Raw genomic sequence first — 17,445 nt, 5'->3', positions numbered from 1 at the left:
TGCGCGACGGCTGTCCGCGGGCCGTGCGGTGGCTGTGCCGGAGCTGTGTGACGGCTGCGTGCCGGACGCCTACGTGAGCGGCAGCCGGTACAGGCCGCCCGCCAGCGGCTCGACCAGGCCGTCGGCCACCAGCCCGTCCAGCGCCCTGGCCCGCTGCACCGGCTCGTGCCACACCGCGTCGAGCGCCGCCTGCGGCACCGGCGTGACCGCCTCCCGCAGCACCGCCAGCAGCTTGCCGCGCACCTGGCGGTCCGTACCCGCGTAGGTCTGGCCGCGGCGCGGCGGCCCGTCGTGCTCGGGCGACCCGGCGGCCAGCCAGGCGCACTCGGCGGCGATCGGGCAGCGGCCGCAGCCGGGCGTACGGGCCGTGCAGACCAGCGCGCCCAGTTCCATCGTGGCGGCGGCCCAGCGGGCGGCGGCCGTCTCGTCCTCGGGCAGCAGCGCCCGGGCGAGCCTGCGCTCGGCGGCCGTCGTGGCGTTCGGGGGGTACTGGGCGCCGGTCAGCGCGCGGGCGAAGACGCGGCGGACGTTGGTGTCGAGGACCGCGTGCCGCTGCCCGTAGGCGAACGACGCCACGGCCGCAGCCGTGTACTCGCCGACGCCCGGCAGCGCCAGCAGCTTGGCGTGGTCGTCCGGCACCTCGCCGCCGTGCCGCTCGGTGATCGCCGAGGCGGCGGCGTGCAGCCGCAGCGCGCGGCGGGGGTAGCCCAGCCGTCCCCAGGCGCGGACCGCCTCGCCCGGCGGCTCGGCCGCGAGGTCCGCGGGGCGCGGCCAGCGGGCCAGCCACTGCTCGTACACGGGCAGTACCCGGCTCACCGGGGTCTGCTGCAGCATGAACTCGCTGACCATCACCCCCCACGGCCCGGCCTCCGGGCGGCGCCAGGGCAGGTCGCGGGCGTGCACGCCGAACCAGTCGATCACCGGGGCGTGCAGAAGGGTGGACGTCTGGGGCGTGGTGGCAGGCATCGCAGTCATGGCACCCCGATCCTGGCATGCCCGCGCCGGGCCGGGGAAACGCGCCGGGCCCGCGTCGGCCATGCCGGCCCCGGTCCGCCCCGTTCGGGTGACCGGACGCGCCAACCGGCCCGCACGACCGGCGGCCTCCGTGACCCTGGCCGGAATGGAGACCGGCCGCGAAGTACCGCCCCTCGTCCGTTGCCGCGCGTGCGCGAACCCCCTGTGGTGGGACGTGACACCCATGCCCGCACTCGCACCCGGCTGGTACTGCTCCGCCTGCCGCCACCCGCCCGAGCGCTGCCGCAACGCCGCGGCCGCCGCGCCGGTCTGCCCGGAGGGGTGCTCCAGCTCCATCGTGGAGAGCGGCCCCGGCGGAGCCCGCACCTTCGCCTGCCACCGGAACTGAGGGGCGCGGACGGGGCGCGGCGGATTCTGCCTACGCTGAACACATGACTCCTACGGAGACGTTCCCGCCCACCATCAGGGCGGCCCTCGACGCGCACACGACCTTGACCCTGGCGTACGTGGACGAGGGCGGCCCGCAGGCGTGCGCCGTGTTCTACGCCGTCGCCGACCGGCAACCGGACAGCGGTCAAGGCCCCTGCCTGGTCTTCGTCGCATCCCCCGGCACCCGGCACGGCCGCGCCCTTCTCTCCGGCGATGCGCGCGTCGCCTTCACCGCGCAGTGCGACGGCCAGGACTGGACCGCCCTGACCGGGATTCAGGGCCGCGGCACCTGCCGCCTGCTGGAAGGCGCCGACCGTGCCACGGCCTGGCACGCCTACAGCGCGCGCTTTCCGTACGTGGAAGGCACCGACCGGCTCCGACAGGCCATGGAGCGTTCCGAATTGTGGGAGCTGCGCCCGGACTGGCTGCGCGTCGTCGACAATGGCCGCGGCTTCGGGCACAAGACCGAGTGGCCGCACCCGTTTTCGGCCTGAAACCGCCGTACACGTACCGCTTGTTGACGCTGCCCGCGACCGGCGCCGATGCCCTCCAAGAGGTCCGGTAGCGGGCAGATCATGAGAAAAGTAGGCACTCCTACGGCGGGTACTGGCTGGTGCCCTGGCCGATCTCTCGTAGAGTCTTCGCGTGGGATCTCTGCGCAATCCGATCGGGCCGCTTCCCTCCTCCATCTACTGGCGGCGGAGGGCAGTTGCGCTTGGCCTGCTCGGCCTTCTCGTACTGGTGATGGTGTGGCTGTTCGCGCTGGGGGGTGGTGACGGTTCCGAGGGTTCCCAGAGCGAGGCCTCCGACGGCAAGGGTTCGTCGGACACCACGATCACGCCCGGGCCGACCCCTTCCGGGCCGCACAACAGTCAACGGCCCGGCGGACGTGACGATTCCGGCAACGGCGGCGGCGCCGGCAGCGGTGGAGCCGCCGGCGGCGGTACGAGCGGTGGTTCCGGTGGAGGCGCCGGTACGGGCGGCGGCTCCGGCGGTGCGGGCAGCGTGGGCGGCTTCGGCGGCGGCGCCGGTCTGGCGGTGACCGGCGACGGCAAGGCGGTCCCGGCCGGATCGAGCCTGCCCGACTGCACGTCAGGGTCGGTGAAGATTTCGGTACGCAGCGTCAAGGCCTCCTACCGGCCCGACGAGAAGCCGAAGTTCGAGCTCGTCGTGCAGAACTCCGGTGGCAGCGCCTGCAAGGTCAACTTCGGCACCGCCGCCGCCCTGCTGAAGATCACGGACAGCAAGGGCGAAGAGCACGTGTGGGCGTCCGACGACTGCCCCCGCGGCACGGGCCCCGTGCTCTTCGAAGTGCCGGGCTCGGGCGAGACCAAGCGCACGCTGGAGTGGGACCGCAAGCGCAGCGCCCCGCGCTGTGCGACGCCGTCCGCCGCCGCCGCGGCGCCGGGGACGTACAAGGTCGAGGTGAAGGTGGCGGGCGTCACCGAGCGCACGGAGTTCGTCCTGGAGAACGCCTGAGGCGCTCGGCTGCCTGAGACCGCTCGGTTGCCTGAGACCGCCCGGCCGCCCGAGGCGTGAAGGCATGTGGGCGTGAGGGCGTGAAGACGTGAACGAGTGAGGGCCCCGCCGATGCGGGGCCCTCACTCGTATCCGCGGCTTATCAGCGGTTGATCCGCGGCTTCTACACGTACCGCTCGAGGATCGAGGACTCCGCCAGCCGCGAGAGACCCTCGCGGACCGAACGGGCGCGGGCCTCGCCGACGCCGTCGACCGTCTGCAGGTCGTCCACGCTCGCAGCGAGGAGCTTCTGCAGCCCCCCGAAGTGGTCCACGAGCCGCTCGATGATGGCGCCGGGCAGCCGGGGCACCTTCGCCAGCAGGCGGTAGCCGCGCGGCGAGACCGCCGAGTCCAGCGTCTCCGGGGAGCCGCTGTATCCCAGCGCCCTTGCCACGATGGGCAGTTCGAGCAGCTCGGCGTGGGTGAGGGAGTCCAGCTCGGAGAGGGCCTCGGCGACCGTGCGCGTGCGCTTGGCGGTCGGCTCGGGGACGTAGTCCCGCACGACCAGCTCGCGCTCGGGCTCCACGCCGGCGATCAACTCGTCCAGCTGGAGCGAGAGCAGCCGGCCGTCGGTGCCCAGCTCGACCACGTACTCCGCGATCTCCGTGGCGATGCGGCGCACCATCTCCAGCCGCTGCGAGACGGCCGTGACGTCCCGGACGGTGACCAGGTCCTCGATCTCCAGCGCGGAGAGCGTGCCGGCGACCTCGTCCAGGCGGAGCTTGTAGCGCTCCAGGGTGGCCAGCGCCTGGTTGGCGCGGGAGAGGATCGCCCCCGACTCCTCCAGGACGCGGCGCTCCCCGCCCACGTACAGCGCGATCAGCCGCATCGACTGGCTGACCGAGACGACGGGGAAGCCGGACTGGATGGAGGCTCGCTGCGCGGTGCGGTGGCGGGTGCCGGTCTCCTCGGTGGGGATGGAGGCGTCCGGGTAGAGCTGGACACCCGCCCGCACGATCTTGGAGATGTCCTTGTCGATGATCAGCGCGCCGTCCAGCTTGCACAGCTCGCGCAGGCGGGTGGCGGTGAACTCGACGTCCAGGACGAATCCACCGGTGCACATCTGCTCGACGGTCTTGTCCATGCCGAGGACGATGAGCCCGCCCGTGTTTCCGCGAAGGACACGCTCCAGGCCGTCGCGCAGGGGCGTGCCGGGCGCGACGGCGCTCAGCGAAGCGCGCATCAGCCCCTCGACGCCGGAGCCACCGGAGCCGCCTCCGGCCTTGCCGGGGCCCGATGCCCGGTCGTTGGCTGCCACTGCACTCCTCCGGTCGCAAGGTCAACGGTGCCGCGGGCCGCCCTGCTGCCGTGCACGCCGTCGTGCACGCCGTGTGCATCGCGTACGACGGTGTGTACGTACGGGCGGGACCAGGGCAAAGTCTACTGGCGCCCAGCCTATTAGGGGGCTGTCCTCAGCTCTCCTCCGGTCGGGCTCCGGCCACCGCGGCCCGCCCGCCCTCCTCCCGCTTCTGCCGCTTCTCCCGCTGGGGGCGCCCGGGCAGCACGCGGAGGGCGTCGCCTATGTCCGCGACCTCCAGGACCCGCATGCCGTCGGGGATCTTGCCGGGGTCGTTCGGCACGAGGGCGTGGGTGAAGCCGAGGCGGGCGGCCTCGGCCAGCCGCCGCTGCACGCCGGTGACCCTTCTGACCTCGCCCGCCAGGCCCACCTCGCCGATGGCCACCAGGTTCTTCGGCAGCGGGGTGTCGCTGGCGGCGCTGGCCAGGGCGAGCGCGATGGCGAGGTCGGCGGCGGGCTCGGAGAGCTTCACCCCGCCCACGGTGGCGCTGTAGATGTCCCGCTTGCCGAGGGCGCTGATCCGGCCGCGCTGTTCCAGCACGGCGAGCATCATCGACACCCGGGAGGTCTCCAGGCCGGAGGTGGTGCGGCGCGGCGAGGGGATCTGGGAGTCGACCGTCAGCGCCTGGACCTCGGCCACCAGCGGGCGGCGGCCCTCCAGGGTGACCGTCAGGCACGTGCCGGGCACGGGCTCGGCGCGGCGGGTGAGGAAGAGGCCGCTGGGGTCGGTCAGGCCGGTGATGCCCTCGTCGTGCAGCTCGAAGCAGCCGACCTCGTCGGTGGCCCCGTAGCGGTTCTTCACCCCGCGCACCAGGCGCAGGCGGGCGTGCCGGTCGCCCTCGAAGCTCAGGACGACGTCGACCAGGTGCTCCAGCAGGCGGGGGCCCGCGATCGCGCCGTCCTTGGTGACGTGACCGACCAGCAGCGTGGACATGCCGCGCTCCTTGGAGGCCCGGATGAGGGCGCCGGCGACCTCGCGCACCTGGGCCATGCCGCCGGGCGCGCCGTCGATCTCGGGGGAGGCCACGGTCTGGACGGAGTCCATGACCAGCAGGGACGGCTTCACCGAGTCCAGGTGCCCCAGGACGGCGGACAGGTCGGTCTCGGCGGCCAGGTAGAGGTGGTCGGAGAGCGCGCCGATCCGGTCGGCGCGCAGGCGGACCTGGCTCGCCGACTCCTCACCCGTGACGTAGAGGGTGCGGTGCTCCTCCGAGGAGGCCCGGGCCGCCACGTCCAGCAGCAGGGTCGACTTCCCGACGCCGGGCTCGCCCGCGAGCAGCACCACCGCGCCGGGCACGAGCCCGCCGCCCAGGACGCGGTCCAGCTCGGGCACGCCCGTGCCGCGCGCGGTGGCCTGGCGGCCGTCCACCTGCGCGATGGGCACCGCGGCGGACGTCACCCTGCCGGGCGCGGTCGTACGGACGGCGGGTGCGCCGAACTCCTCGACCGTGCCCCACGCCTGGCACTCCGGGCAGCGGCCGAGCCACTTCGCAGTGGTCCAGCCGCACTCGGTGCAGCGATAGGAGGGCCGGTCCTTGGCGGACGAGCGGGAGGTTCGGGCAGCCATGCGGAACACCGTAGCGGTGGCCACTGACAACGCCGGGCACGGTGCCGGGCACAGTGCGGGGCCGGTGCCGCGCACGATGCCGGGCCGGTGCCGGGCACGGTGCCGCGCACGATGCCGGGCCGTCCTCGTTCGCCAGTACGTGCCATCCACCACCTTGCGTGCGGAATGTGCGACTCCTGTCCCCTTTTGAGGGAGAGAGTCACCCGTATGGGTTAAACCTGCGGGAGCGGGGCGGACGTGGGCGCACCATCCGCCTACCGTCGCCGGGATGATGACGAGCAGGCCCGAGCCCCCCACGCATGCCACCGGCGCGCACCGCGCATCCCGCCGTGCGCCGCGCGCGGCCCAGCCCCCGGTCGTCGAGAACCCTGTTCACCCCCTGAACTCCGTGAACCCCGTGCACCCCGGTGCCGGGACCGCCGCCGAAGAGAGCGCGGCAGAGAAGACCGCCGTCGAAGAGAACTCCGCCGTCGAAGAGAACCCTGCCGACGGGCGGCCGGCCACCGGCCCCTGCCCGCCCGCGCGCTACGAGTCCCATCTGGACGGCCTGTTCACCTACTGCCTGTCCGTTCTGTGCGACCACGACGCCGCCGTCGACGCCCTCGGGGAGACCATCGCCCTCGCCGAGCGCCGCACCGACCGCGCCCCCGCCGCAGAGGAGGCGCACCGTGCCTGGCTGTACGCCCTGGCCCGCTGGGAGTGCCTGCGCAGGCTCGCCGAGCGGGGCACGGGCACCCGGCCCGGCGGCACCGGAGCCGGCGCCGGCACCGACTCCCGGGCGCGTGCGGAACTGGCCCTCCTCGCCTGGCCCGAGGCCGCCGGCACCACGGCCGAGCAGCGCGAGGCACTGGAACTGGCCGTCCGCCACGGCCTCGCCCCGAACGAGGTCGCCGCCGTGCTGCGCCTGGACTACGGCGCCGCGCGGACCCTGCTCTCCAGCGCCGCCTGCGAGGTCGAGCGCACCCGCACCGCGCTCGCCGTCGTGGAGTCCGGCCGCTGCCCGGTCGTCTCCCGGTTCGTGGGGGACACGCAGGTACTGCTGGGCGCCGCGCTCCGGCGCGAGCTCGTGCGACACGTGGACGAGTGCGCCGACTGCCGCCGTACCGCCGAGCGGGCCAACGCCGGAGAGCCCTGGCCCGGCACGGCCGCGTCCTCGGCCGCCCTGCCCGTACTGGAAGCGCCCCGCGCGGCTGCGCACGCCGCCCTGCAGCACGCCCTGGGCCCACGGCCCCAGCGCCGGCGCCCGGCCGCCGCCCGCCCCACCCCCCGCTTCGACCGCGGTGGCTTCCCCCTGACGCCCAGGGACCGCGCCGCCCGCCGCAGCCGCCTGCGCAGCCGGGCCGTGACGACCACCGTCCTCGCCACCGTCGTGGCCGCGCCCCTGCTCGCCCTGTGGGCCGCCTACCGCGGCGGGCCGCTCGGCGAGGGACAGGGCGCCGCCTCCGTGTCCGCCACGGAGACCGACAGCCTCGGCGGCAGCTCGCGCCAGGGGGCGTACGACGACCCGTACGCGGCCCCGTACGGCCCCTCGGGCCGCACCAGCAGCTCCACCGGCACCGGCACCGGCACCGGCACGCCCGCGACGGTGGGCCACCGGTTCTCCGAGGTGTCCGTCGCCGTGCTCGGCCCGGACGGCAGGCCCGTGCCGGCGGCGCGCGTCGTGATGCCGACGCCCGCGGCGGGGGCCGGACCCGCCCCGCTGCCCGCCGCGCCCGGACGGGTCGTGGGGCCCGGGCGCCTGACGGTCGAGGCACAGCCCAGCGGAACCGCCACGCTCATCACGCTCACCGCAGGCGGCGACGGGCCGGTCAGCTGGTCCATGTCGGCGGACGCGCCCTGGCTGCGGCTGAGCCAGCCGGGAGGTGTGCTGAACCCGGGCCGGTCCGTGACCGTCACGGTCGACGTGGACCATGCCCGGGAGCCTGCCGGGCGCTGGAGCGCGCGCGTGGCCATCGCGCCCGGCGGCAGCGTGGTGACGATCGAGGGATGTGGCGCGGCCCCCCAGCCCTCACCGCCCCCGGCCCACCCGAGCACCCCGCCCCCGAGCACCCCGGTGCCGGCCCCGGCACCGACCCGCACGAGCTGACCTGCATGGGCTGACCTGCACGGGCTGACCGGCGCGCGGGCCGAATCAGTCAGGCCGAACCGCAGGTTGAACGTCAGGCCGAACGGCCGGATCAGCGGGCGTCGGCCGGGTGCGGAGCCATCGGCAGGAGCGAGGCCATGCGCTCCTCGCACAGCTCCACCAGCCGCGCGTACCCCTTCTTGCCCATCAGCTCGATCAGCTCCGCCCGGTACGACACGTACACCGGCTCGCCGGCACCGTGTGCGGACCGCGCCGACGTGCACCACCAGTGCAGGTCGTGACCGCCCGCGCCCCAGCCGCGCCGGTCGTACTCGCCGATCGTGACCTGCAGCACCTGCGTGTCGTCCGGCCGGTCGATCCAGTCGTACGTACGCCGCACCGGCAGCTGCCAGCACACGTCGGGCTTGGTCTCCAGCGGCTCCCGGCCCTCCCGCAGGGCGAGGATGTGCAGCGAGCACCCGGCGCCGCCCGCGAAGCCGGGCCGGTTCTGGAAGATGCACGAGCCCTGCCAGCGGCGGGTCTGCCGCTCGCCGTCGTCCTCGTCGAGCTGCGTCCAGCCGGACTCCGTGCCCACGTCGTGGAACTGCCAGATGTCCGGCGTCAGGCGGGCGACGTGCCCGGCGACGCGCTTCTCGTCGTCCTCGTCGGAGAAGTGCGCCCCCAGCGTGCAGCAGCCGTCATCCGCGCGGCCCGCCTGGATGCCCTGGCAGCCGCTGCCGAAAACACACGTCCAGCGGGAGGTCAGCCAGGTCAGGTCACAGCGGAAGACCTGCTCCTCGTCCGCCGGGTCCGGGAACTCGACCCAGGCGCGGGCGAAGTCCAGCCCGACCTCGTCCGGAACGGCGCCCGTGCCCGGGGAGCCGGCCTTCGGGGCCTTGACCACCTTGGAGGCGAGCTTGTCGGCCTTGCCGGAGCTCTTCGTCTGGTTCTTCGAGGCCGTCGAGCCCGCGCTCCGCGCTTTGTCCGGTTTGGCCTTCTTCGTCTTCGCCACCCCTCAAGCCTAAGTGCCCCGAGCGGCAGCAGTAGCGTTCAGGCCATGAGACTCGGTGTCCTCGACGTGGGTTCGAACACGGTCCACCTGCTGGTGGTGGACGCGCACCCCGGTGCCCGCCCGCTGCCCGCTCACTCCCACAAGGCCGAGCTGCGCCTGGCCGAACTGATCGACGAGGACGGCGCCATCAGCGACGCCGGCATAGAGCGGCTGATCGCCGTGGTCCACGAGGCGCTGCAGGCCGCCGAGGACAAGGGCGTCGAAGAGGTCCTGCCCTTCGCCACCTCCGCCGTCCGCGAGGCCGCCAACGCGGACGCCGTCCTCGCCCGGGTCCGGGCGGAGACCGGCGTCACCCTGTCCGTGCTCTCCGGCTCCGAGGAGGCCCGGCTCACCTTCCTCGCCGCCCGCCGCTGGTTCGGCTGGTCGGCCGGAAAACTCCTTGTCCTCGACATCGGCGGCGGCTCCCTGGAAATGGCCTACGGCCTCGACGAGGAGCCCGACGCCGCCGTCTCCCTCCCCCTCGGCGCCGGGCGCCTCACCGCCGCCTGGCTCCCCGGCGATCCGCCCGAGCCCACGGACATACGGGCGCTGCGCCGCCACGTCCGCGCGGAGATCGCCCGCAACGTCGGCCCGTTCGCCCGCCTCGGCACCCCCGACCACACCGTCGCCACCTCCAAGACCTTCCGGCAGCTCGCCAGGATCGCCGGTGCCGCCCGCTCCGCCGACGGCCTCTACGTCCAGCGCACCCTGAACCGCAAGTCCCTCGAGGAGTGGGTGCCCCGGCTCGCCGGCATGAGCACCGGACAACGCGCCGGGCTCCCCGGCGTCTCGGAGGGCCGGGCCCGCCAGCTGCTCGCGGGCGCGCTCGTCGCGGAGGCGTCCCTGGACCTGCTCGGCCTGGACGAGGTGGAGATCTGCCCCTGGGCACTGCGCGAGGGCATCATCCTGCGACGCCTGGACCACCTGCCGAGTCCTGCGTGACCGGTCGCCGGGCCATCCGCCGGGCATCGCGTGACGGGCTGCCACGGGATTACGTGCCCGGGGAGGTGTGACGCCCGCCGCGGGACTACCTGCTGAGCCGTGCGTACCCGGTCGCCGGACCGTCTGCCCGGCACCGTGTGACGGGCTGCCGCGGATCGCGTGCTCGGCTCGGTGTGACGGCCCGCCGGGGGACCACGTGCCGAGCCCTGCGTACCCGGTCGCCGACCACGTGCCCGGCATCGCGTGACCGCCCGCCGCGGATCGCGTACCCGGCGCGGTGTGACGGCCCGCCGCCGGGATCACCTGCCGAGCCCTGCGTACCCGGTCGCCGGACCGTCCGCCCGGCATGGCGTGACGGCCCCCGCCGTGGGACCACGTGCCCGGCATCGCGTGACGGCCCGCCGCGGATCACGTGCCCGGCGCGGTGTGACGGCCCGCCGCCGGGATCACCTGCCGAGCCCTGCGTACCCGGTCGCCGGACCGTCCGCCCGGCATCGCGTGACGGCCCGCCGCGGACCACCTGCCCGGCGCCGCATGACCGGCCCGCCGCCGGACCGGCTGCGTACGCCCGGCTTGCGGGACCACCTGCCCGCTGCCGCAGGGGCGGGCATACGCTGTCCCTCGTGACAGAGCCAGTGGTGCGCATTCCGGATGCGAAGGTCGCCCTGTCAACGGCATCGGTCTACCCCGAGTCGACGGCGACGGCCTTCGAGATCGCCGCGCGCCTGGGTTACGACGGTGTCGAGGTCATGGTGTGGACCGACCCGGTCAGCCAGGACATCGACGCGCTGCGCCGCCTGTCCGACTACCACCAGGTGCCCATTCTGGCCGTGCACGCCCCTTGTCTGCTGATCACCCAGCGCGTCTGGTCGACGGACCCCTGGGTCAAGCTCCAGCGCGCCCGCGCGGCCGCCGAGAAGCTGGGCGCCACGACGGTCGTGGTGCACCCGCCGTTCCGGTGGCAGCGGTCGTACGCGCGGGACTTCGTCCGCGGGATCTGGCGCATGGCGGACGAGACCGACGTCCGGTTCGCCGTCGAGAACATGTACCCCTGGCGCTACCGCGACCGCGAGATGCTCGCCTACGCGCCCGACTGGGACGTCACCAAAGAGGACTACCGCCACTTCACCGTCGACCTCTCCCACACGGCGACCGCCCGGACGGACGCCCTCCAGATGATCGACCGGATGGGCGACCGGCTCGCCCACATCCACCTCGCCGACGGCAACGGCTCCGCCAAGGACGAGCACCTCGTCCCCGGCCGGGGCAAGCAGCCCTGCGCCGAGCTGCTGGAACGCCTCGCCGTCAACGGCTTCGACGGCCACATCGTGATCGAGGTCAACACCCGCCGCGCCATGTCGGCCGCCGAGCGGGAGGCCGACCTGGCCGAGGCGCTGGCCTACACCCGTCTGCACCTCGCCTCCCCGACGGGCGTGCCGAGATCATGACCGACGCCTCCGGCCGCCCGCCGGCCGCGAAGAAGCGCGGCCGCCCCGCCCGTACGGACGCGGGCGCCGGCCCCGGCGCCCGGGAGCGCATTCTCACCGCCGCCCGCGCCGAATTCGCCGAGCACGGCTACGACAAGGCGTCCATCCGCGGCATAGCCAAGGGCGCGGGCGTCGACCCCGCTCTGGTCCACCACTACTTCGGCCCGAAGGAACAGATCTTCGCCACCGCCGTCGAAGTGGCCTTCACGCCCGCCCTCAGCGCCTCGGAGGCCGTCACCGGCGGCAGCCCGGAAGGGGCGGGGGAGCGGCTGGCGCGCTTCGTCCTCGGCGTGTGGGAGGACCCCGTCACGCGCGAACCGCTGCTCGCGATCCTCCGCTCGGCCGTGGCCAACGAGACCGCCGCCAAGGTCTTCCGCGACCTGATCAGCACCCGCCTGATGGCCCGCATAGCCGCCCGGCTGAGCGGGCCGGACCCCCGGTTGCGCTCGGAGCTGGCCGCGGCGCAGCTGGTGGGCACGGCCATGATGCGGCACGTCATCAAGATCGAGCCGCTGGCGTCGGCCGACCTCGAACAGGTCATCGCGATGGTGGCACCGGCGGTGCAGCGCCACCTGACCGGGCCCTGGCCCTGAACTCAGGCCCCGGGCCTGGCCCTGGCCCGGGGCCTGCCCCCGGCCCCCGGCCCCCGGCAGGCCGGCAGGCCGGCAGGGCCCCGGCCCTGAGTCAAGCCCTGCAGCCCCCGCTCACCCCTGGGACGCGTCTCACATCGCGGAGACCCTGTCCAGATCTTGGATTACCGGCGTACGCTCGAAAGTCCAGAATCCATGATTCGAGGAGTCGAGCAGGATGCCCGAGCTGAGGTCCCGCACTGTCACCCACGGCCGCAACATGGCGGGCGCCCGAGCCCTTCTGCGGGCCGCGGGCGTAGAGCGCGAGGACTTCGGCAAGCCGATCATCGCGGTGGCCAACAGCTTCACCGAATTCGTGCCCGGCCACACCCACCTCCAGCCGGTCGGCCGCATCGTCTCCGACGCGATCAAGGCGGCGGGCGGCATCCCGCGCGAGTTCAACACCATCGCCGTCGACGACGGCATCGCGATGGGCCACGCCGGCATGCTCTACTCGCTGCCCTCCCGCGACCTGATCGCCGACTCCGTCGAGTACATGGTCGAGGCGCACTGCGCCGACGCGCTGATCTGCATCTCCAACTGCGACAAGATCACGCCGGGCATGCTCATGGCCGCCCTGCGCCTGAACATCCCGGTCGTCTTCGTCTCCGGCGGCCCGATGGAGGCCGGCCAGGCCACGCTCGTGGACGGCACCGTCCGCAAGCTGGACCTGATCAACGCCATCGTCGACGCCGTCGACGAGAACGTCTCCGACGAGGACGTCCTGCGCATCGAGGAGAACGCCTGCCCGACCTGCGGGTCGTGTTCCGGCATGTTCACCGCCAACTCGATGAACTGCCTCACCGAGGCGATCGGCCTGTCCCTGCCCGGCAACGGCTCGGTGCTCGCCACCCACACCGCCCGCAAGGCCCTGTACGAGAACGCCGGCCGCACGGTCGTGGAGATCACCAAGCGTTACTACGAGCAGGACGACGAGTCCGTCCTGCCGCGCAACATCGCCACCCGCGCCGCCTTCGACAACGCCATGGCCCTCGACATCGCCATGGGCGGCTCCACCAACACCATCCTGCATCTGCTCGCCGCCGCCCAGGAGGCCGGGCTCGACTACGACCTGAAGGACATCGACGCCGTCTCGCGCCGCGTCCCCTGCCTCGCCAAGGTCGCCCCCAACGTCGCCCCCGGCGGCACGTACTACATGGAGGACGTGCACCGCGCCGGCGGCATCCCCGCCATCCTGGGTGCGCTCCACCGCGGCGGGCTCCTCAACGAGGACGTCCACACCGTCCACTCCTCCTCGATCGCCGAGTGGCTCAAGACCTGGGACGTGCGCGGCGGCTCGCCGTCCGCCGAGGCCGTCGAGCTCTGGCACGCGGCGCCCGGCTGCGTCCGGTCCGCGACCGCCTTCTCGCAGTCCGAGCGCTGGGAGTCCCTCGACGTGGACGCCGCCGGCGGCTGCATCCGCTCCGTCGAGCACGCCTACTCCAAGGACGGCGGACTGGCCGTCCTCAAGGGCAACCTCGCGGTCGACGGCTGTGTCGTGAAGACCGCCGGTGTCGACGAGTCGGTCTGGACCTTCGAGGGCCCGGCCGTCGTCTGCGAGTCGCAGGACGAGGCCGTCGAGAAGATCCTCTCCAAGGGCGTCAAGGAGGGCGACGTCGTCGTCATCCGCTACGAGGGCCCGCGCGGCGGCCCCGGCATGCAGGAGATGCTCTACCCGACGTCCTTCCTCAAGGGCCGCGGCCTGGGCAAGGCCTGCGCCCTCGTCACCGACGGCCGCTTCTCCGGCGGCACGTCGGGCCTGTCCATCGGCCACGCCTCGCCCGAGGCGGCCTCCGGCGGCACGATCGCACTCGTCGAGGACGGCGACCGCATCCGCATCGACATCCCGAACCGGTCGATCGAACTGCTGGTGCCCGAGGAGGAACTGACGGCCCGGCGGGAGGCGCTCGGCGGTACGTACGCCCCGAAGAACCGCGAGCGCAAGGTCTCGGCGGCGCTGCGGGCCTACGCGGCCATGGCCACCAGCGCGGACAAGGGTGCGGTCCGCGACGTCAGCAGGCTCGGCTGAGCCGGCGCCCTACCGCCAACCGGCCGGGTTGAGTCCGTTCACCGCGAACACCGTCCCGTCCGGCGCCGCCCCGAACACCTTCCCGTCCGCCACCAGCGGTGCCGGAAGCAGCTCCAGCAAGCCCCGCCCGGCCCGCGCCAGGCGGGGCGACGTCTGCCCGAGCAGCGCGCCCCGCGCCGCGTCCACGGCCAGCAGCCGGCCGTCGGCGGCCGAGAAGTACAGCCGGTTCTCACTGGCGACGAGGGCCGAGGCGTTGGCCACGGACGTGTCCAGCCGCCAGTCGGCCACGGACCTGGCGGTGTTCAGCGCGGTGAGCCCGCCGTCGGAGGACAGCAGATAGACCGAGTCGCCGTTGGCCACGACGCTCGTCGCCTCAAGGGGCGTGGAGAGCGGCACCCGGCGCTCCCGCCCGATGCCCGGGGCATACCGGACGACCGCCGAGACGCGCGTACGGGAGTCGCTCTCCGTGAGATAGAGGGTGTCCTGCGGACCGTTGCCGACAGTGGCCAGATTTCCCTCCGCCGTCCACTGCCACAGCGTCGTGCCCTGTACGGCGTCGATGGCGACAACAGTGGTCCGCCGACCGTCGGCGGAGGGCGCGAGGGCGTACACGGGCCCGCTGCCGTAGAAGGAGAAGACAGGCTTGATGCCACCGGGCAGTGCGTGCCGCCACCGCTCCTGGTTCGTAGCGCCGTCGACAGCGGTGACCGTGCCGTCCGCGGCGACCAGCAGCACGGTGTCGCCCGCGTGATAGATCCGCCCACCGAACCCGGACACATCGCGCGTCCAGCGCGGCCTGCCGGTGGCGCGGTCGAGCGCCGACAGTTCCCGTTTGTCCGGTGAGAGCGCGTGAATCAGCCCGCCGGAGACGAAGGGCGCGCTCGGGGCTCCGCCGCCGGGCCGCTGGGCGGTGGCCGTCCGCCGCCACACCACCTTGCCGCTGACGCCATCTATACGCGCCGCGTGCACACCGCGCGCGGAGCAGTACAGGGCACCCGACGAGTAGGTGCAGAAGCCGGCCCGCACCTCGCCGTCCCCCGCCGCGTCCGCCGGTACGGACGTCTCCCACGGCTGCCAGGAGGACACGGCGGGATTGGGCCGCGTCTGCAGGGGCTGCCGGCCCAGCCCGTCGACCTGGTCCACCGCCCACGTGCCGCCCGCCCCCAGAGCCACGACGACCGCGGCGGCCACGGCGAGCCAACGGGCACGGGGAAGCCGGAGGCGGCGCGGGGATGCGGGGGAGGAGCCGGGGGTGGGATCACCGGAGGGTACGAGAGGGGCGTGGCGTGCGCGGCCGGCCTCGCGCAGGGGCGAGGGCGAGGGTGAGGCCGGCCGCGACTTGTCCTTCCCCAGAGGTCCGGACGGCAGGGAGAACGGCACCATGCCCATGATCACGTCAGGGGTCGGCCGGTCCGCGGGCTCCTTCGCCAGGCAGGCGCGGACCAGCGGTACGAGGTCCTCCGGGACGCCCGTCAGATCCGGCTCGTCGTGCACGACCTGGTACGCGACGATGTACGGACTCTCCGACTCGAACGGCCCCCGCCCCGTCGCCGCGTGCACCAGCAACGAGGCCAGCGCGAACACATCCGCCGCAGGCCCCACCTCACGCGGCCGCTGGAACTGCTCCGGTGCCATGAACGGCGGCGTGCCGATCAATTTCCCGGTCTCGGTGCGCAGCTCACTGTCGTACGGCCGGGAAATGCCGAAGTCGATGACCTTCGGACCGTCCTCGGCGAGCAGCACATTGCTCGGCTTCAGATCCCGGTGCACCACCCCGGCCCGGTGAATGTCCCGCAGCGCCTCCGCCAGCCCCGCAGCCAGCCGCCGCAGTTCGTCCGGGCCCAGCGGCCCATTCCGCTTCACCCGCTCCGAGAGCGTCGGCCCGGGAATGTAGAGGGTGGCCATCCAGGGCCGCCCGCTGTCCGGGTCGGCGTCGACCACCGACGCCGTGAACGCACCGCTCACCCGCCGCGCCGCCGCGACCTCCTGCCGGAAACGCGCCCTGAACTCGGGGTCCGCCGCGTACTCGGCATGCACCACCTTCACCGCGAGCCGCAGCCCCGAAGCGGAGCGCGCCAGGTGCACCACGCCCATGCCGCCGGAACCGAGACGCTCCTCCAGCCGGTACTGACCCGCATACTCCGGATCGTCCGCTTCCGGTCCCGTCCCGGCACTGCGCAGCGGCGGCATGCTCCCCACCCCCGTGTCACCCGTGTCAATCGGCTGTGTCAGTCGGCCGCTTCCGGCGCCTGCGGAGCCTAATCGATGGGGCAGGCGGGACCAGGTAGGCGTGCCGGGCGTTGCTAGCCTGCGCATGTCATTCACTTCACGGGGGGAAACACCATGACGTACTACCCGATTGCTCCCGGCCACCAGGTCAACGTCCGCCGGGGCCCGAGCAGCGACAGCGAGCTCATCAAGGTCCTCCCGCAGGGCTCCAGCGTGTCGATCCGCTGCCAGAGCCGGGGTGAGACGGTCTCCGGCCCGTGCGGCACCACCGACATCTGGGACTGCATCGCGCCGGGCCAGTACGTCTCCGACGCGTATGTGAAGACGGGCAGCAGCGACTTCGTGGCGACGCGCTGTTCCGGCTGACGTCCGATGACGTGAGGCGTGAGCCTCGGTCGAGGCCGTAGGACCACCTCCCGGGATGAGCCGCGCCAGGTGGCGATAATCGACGCATGAGCGATGAGCACCAGGCGGCGACCGCCCCTCGGCCGGAGCCCATCCGGTTCTTCGGCACCACGTGGGTCGACCACGGCGGCGGCTATGCCCTGCGGCGGGCCGGCGTCGCCGCAGGCTCGCTGGCCGCGGCCGCGGCGGGAGCGCTCGTCCTGCGTCTCGGCTACGAGGGCCTGGCCATCGCGAAGGTCGGTGGCCTGGTCAACGCCATGGTCGTCGTGGCCTTCGCCGTATGCAGTGCGATCGCGTTCCGCCGCGCCTGGGACGGCTTTGTGCGCCGCCCTGCCGCGGCAGCCACGGATGCGGCGGCCGAGCGCTCGATGCGCAGCCTCCTGATGATCGGCTTCATCGGCACACTGCTCGCCTACTTCTGCCGCACCCTCGTCGAGGCACCGGGCGAGAAGCTCCACCGGGCCGAGTACGAGGAGGCCCGCACCCGCCACGAGCGCCGTCGCACGGCACGCACCGGAAACCCGGCGGCCCGTGCCTCGAAGCGGCGGCGCAAGCACCCCTGAACCTCGTGTAGAGTTCTCCGAGTTGCCGCGGGGTCCGAGAGGACGCCGGGACAGCACTTCGAGCCGCACCGGCGGCAATCACCACTGCACGGTCCCTGAACGGGAAGTATTTCGGCATGCCGGAATACGGAACGGAACGGACTCGGGACTCCGATTAGGAGCCTCGGGGAAAATCCGCTAAAGTAGTGATCACGCCGGAAGGCGCGAAACAAACCCCGCTCCGACAGGGGGCCGGAAACGAAATCCGAACCGACTGCTT

General features: G+C 73.4%; 15 protein-coding genes. 10 read left to right on the top strand and 5 right to left on the bottom strand.

All coding sequences use genetic code 11. The annotated features are described in order from the left end of the window. Positions 1–69: 69 nt before the first annotated feature. A complete protein-coding gene (locus tag AB0F13_RS19020) occupies positions 70–975 on the bottom strand; it encodes an A/G-specific adenine glycosylase (RefSeq protein ID WP_362083182.1) in 906 nt (301 codons plus the stop codon). A 223-nt stretch (positions 976–1,198) separates the two neighbouring features. On the opposite strand from AB0F13_RS19020, the gene AB0F13_RS19015 reads away from it, so the two are divergent. The 3 genes from AB0F13_RS19015 to AB0F13_RS19005 all read left to right on the top strand — a co-directional run bounded on the left by AB0F13_RS19015 (position 1,199) and on the right by AB0F13_RS19005 (position 2,883). Next, the gene (locus AB0F13_RS19015) at positions 1,199–1,363 is read left to right on the top strand and encodes a hypothetical protein (protein ID WP_362083179.1); all 165 of its coding nucleotides are present in this window, start codon (positions 1,199–1,201) and stop codon (positions 1,361–1,363) included. 43 nt (positions 1,364–1,406) lie between these two features. Continuing rightward, positions 1,407–1,898: a pyridoxamine 5'-phosphate oxidase gene (locus tag AB0F13_RS19010; protein WP_362083176.1), complete on the top strand. Its 492-nt coding sequence runs from the start codon at positions 1,407–1,409 to the stop codon at positions 1,896–1,898. Between the two features lie 151 nt (positions 1,899–2,049). Continuing rightward, the gene (locus AB0F13_RS19005; RefSeq protein WP_362083173.1) at positions 2,050–2,883 is read left to right on the top strand and encodes a hypothetical protein; all 834 of its coding nucleotides are present in this window, start codon (positions 2,050–2,052) and stop codon (positions 2,881–2,883) included. A 163-nt stretch (positions 2,884–3,046) separates the two neighbouring features. Here the strand turns inward: AB0F13_RS19005 and disA are convergent, their stop codons facing one another. Further along, positions 3,047–4,180: a DNA integrity scanning diadenylate cyclase DisA gene (disA, locus tag AB0F13_RS19000; protein WP_362083170.1), complete on the bottom strand. Its 1,134-nt coding sequence runs from the start codon at positions 4,178–4,180 to the stop codon at positions 3,047–3,049. 154 nt (positions 4,181–4,334) lie between these two features. Then, positions 4,335–5,786 carry a DNA repair protein RadA gene (radA, locus tag AB0F13_RS18995; RefSeq protein WP_362083167.1) on the bottom strand — a complete coding sequence of 484 codons (1,452 nt, stop codon included), beginning with the start codon at positions 5,784–5,786 and terminating at the stop codon, positions 4,335–4,337. Between the two features lie 271 nt (positions 5,787–6,057). Here radA and AB0F13_RS18990 point away from each other — a divergent pair, with 271 nt between their 5' ends. After that, positions 6,058–7,872, top strand: a complete 1,815-nt coding sequence (locus tag AB0F13_RS18990; protein WP_362083565.1) for a sigma-70 family RNA polymerase sigma factor — start codon at positions 6,058–6,060, stop codon at positions 7,870–7,872. Positions 7,873–7,963: 91 nt separating this feature from the next. On the opposite strand, the gene AB0F13_RS18985 is transcribed toward AB0F13_RS18990, so the two are convergent. Continuing rightward, entirely contained in the window at positions 7,964–8,755 is a 792-nt protein-coding gene (locus tag AB0F13_RS18985) for a hypothetical protein (protein ID WP_362083562.1), read from the bottom strand. A 153-nt stretch (positions 8,756–8,908) separates the two neighbouring features. Between AB0F13_RS18985 and AB0F13_RS18980 the strand changes: the two genes are divergently transcribed. From AB0F13_RS18980 to ilvD, 4 genes are all read left to right on the top strand, one after another. Further along, positions 8,909–9,844 carry a Ppx/GppA phosphatase family protein gene (locus AB0F13_RS18980; RefSeq protein WP_362083164.1) on the top strand — a complete coding sequence of 312 codons (936 nt, stop codon included), beginning with the start codon at positions 8,909–8,911 and terminating at the stop codon, positions 9,842–9,844. 623 nt (positions 9,845–10,467) lie between these two features. Then, positions 10,468–11,292: a sugar phosphate isomerase/epimerase gene (locus AB0F13_RS18975; RefSeq protein ID WP_362083161.1), complete on the top strand. Its 825-nt coding sequence runs from the start codon at positions 10,468–10,470 to the stop codon at positions 11,290–11,292. Continuing rightward, on the top strand, positions 11,289–11,924 hold the full coding sequence (locus AB0F13_RS18970) for a TetR family transcriptional regulator (RefSeq protein ID WP_362083158.1): 636 nt from the start codon (positions 11,289–11,291) through the stop codon (positions 11,922–11,924). Before AB0F13_RS18975 ends, AB0F13_RS18970 begins: the two co-directional genes overlap by 4 nt. Before the next feature lie 214 nt (positions 11,925–12,138). Continuing rightward, complete coding sequence (gene ilvD, locus AB0F13_RS18965) at positions 12,139–13,989, top strand: dihydroxy-acid dehydratase (RefSeq protein ID WP_362083155.1); 1,851 nt, start codon at positions 12,139–12,141, stop codon at positions 13,987–13,989. A 9-nt stretch (positions 13,990–13,998) separates the two neighbouring features. Here ilvD and AB0F13_RS18960 read toward each other — a convergent pair whose 3' ends face one another. Then, positions 13,999–16,179, bottom strand: coding sequence for a serine/threonine-protein kinase (locus AB0F13_RS18960; RefSeq protein WP_362083152.1), 2,181 nt, complete (start codon positions 16,177–16,179; stop codon positions 13,999–14,001). Between the two features lie 153 nt (positions 16,180–16,332). Between AB0F13_RS18960 and AB0F13_RS18955 the strand changes: the two genes are divergently transcribed. Further along, entirely contained in the window at positions 16,333–16,584 is a 252-nt protein-coding gene (locus AB0F13_RS18955) for a peptidase (protein WP_362083149.1), read from the top strand. Between the two features lie 86 nt (positions 16,585–16,670). Then, on the top strand, positions 16,671–17,186 hold the full coding sequence (locus AB0F13_RS18950) for a hypothetical protein (RefSeq protein WP_362083146.1): 516 nt from the start codon (positions 16,671–16,673) through the stop codon (positions 17,184–17,186). Positions 17,187–17,445 lie beyond the last annotated feature (259 nt).

Source organism: Streptomyces sp. NPDC026206 (genome assembly GCF_040638465.1).
In the GTDB taxonomy this organism is placed as follows: Bacteria; Actinomycetota; Actinomycetes; order Streptomycetales; family Streptomycetaceae; genus Streptomyces.
The sequence above is the reverse complement of the archived record's forward strand: the minus strand, read 5'-3'. Positions and strand labels throughout refer to the sequence as shown.

What these genes read in the sequence shown, in the direction of transcription:
- radA (WP_362083167.1), bottom strand. Translation starts at nt 5,786, where the DNA reads ATGGCTGCCCGAACCTCCCGCTCGTCCGCCAAGGACCGGCCCTCCTAT.
- AB0F13_RS18950 (WP_362083146.1), top strand. Translation starts at nt 16,671, where the DNA reads ATGAGCGATGAGCACCAGGCGGCGACCGCCCCTCGGCCGGAGCCCATC.
- AB0F13_RS18960 (WP_362083152.1), bottom strand. Translation starts at nt 16,179, where the DNA reads ATGCCGCCGCTGCGCAGTGCCGGGACGGGACCGGAAGCGGACGATCCG.
- AB0F13_RS19020 (WP_362083182.1), bottom strand. Translation starts at nt 975, where the DNA reads ATGACTGCGATGCCTGCCACCACGCCCCAGACGTCCACCCTTCTGCAC.
- AB0F13_RS19015 (WP_362083179.1), top strand. Translation starts at nt 1,199, where the DNA reads ATGCCCGCACTCGCACCCGGCTGGTACTGCTCCGCCTGCCGCCACCCG.
- AB0F13_RS18990 (WP_362083565.1), top strand. Translation starts at nt 6,058, where the DNA reads ATGACGAGCAGGCCCGAGCCCCCCACGCATGCCACCGGCGCGCACCGC.
- AB0F13_RS18970 (WP_362083158.1), top strand. Translation starts at nt 11,289, where the DNA reads ATGACCGACGCCTCCGGCCGCCCGCCGGCCGCGAAGAAGCGCGGCCGC.
- AB0F13_RS18980 (WP_362083164.1), top strand. Translation starts at nt 8,909, where the DNA reads ATGAGACTCGGTGTCCTCGACGTGGGTTCGAACACGGTCCACCTGCTG.
- ilvD (WP_362083155.1), top strand. Translation starts at nt 12,139, where the DNA reads ATGCCCGAGCTGAGGTCCCGCACTGTCACCCACGGCCGCAACATGGCG.
- AB0F13_RS19010 (WP_362083176.1), top strand. Translation starts at nt 1,407, where the DNA reads ATGACTCCTACGGAGACGTTCCCGCCCACCATCAGGGCGGCCCTCGAC.
- AB0F13_RS18955 (WP_362083149.1), top strand. Translation starts at nt 16,333, where the DNA reads ATGACGTACTACCCGATTGCTCCCGGCCACCAGGTCAACGTCCGCCGG.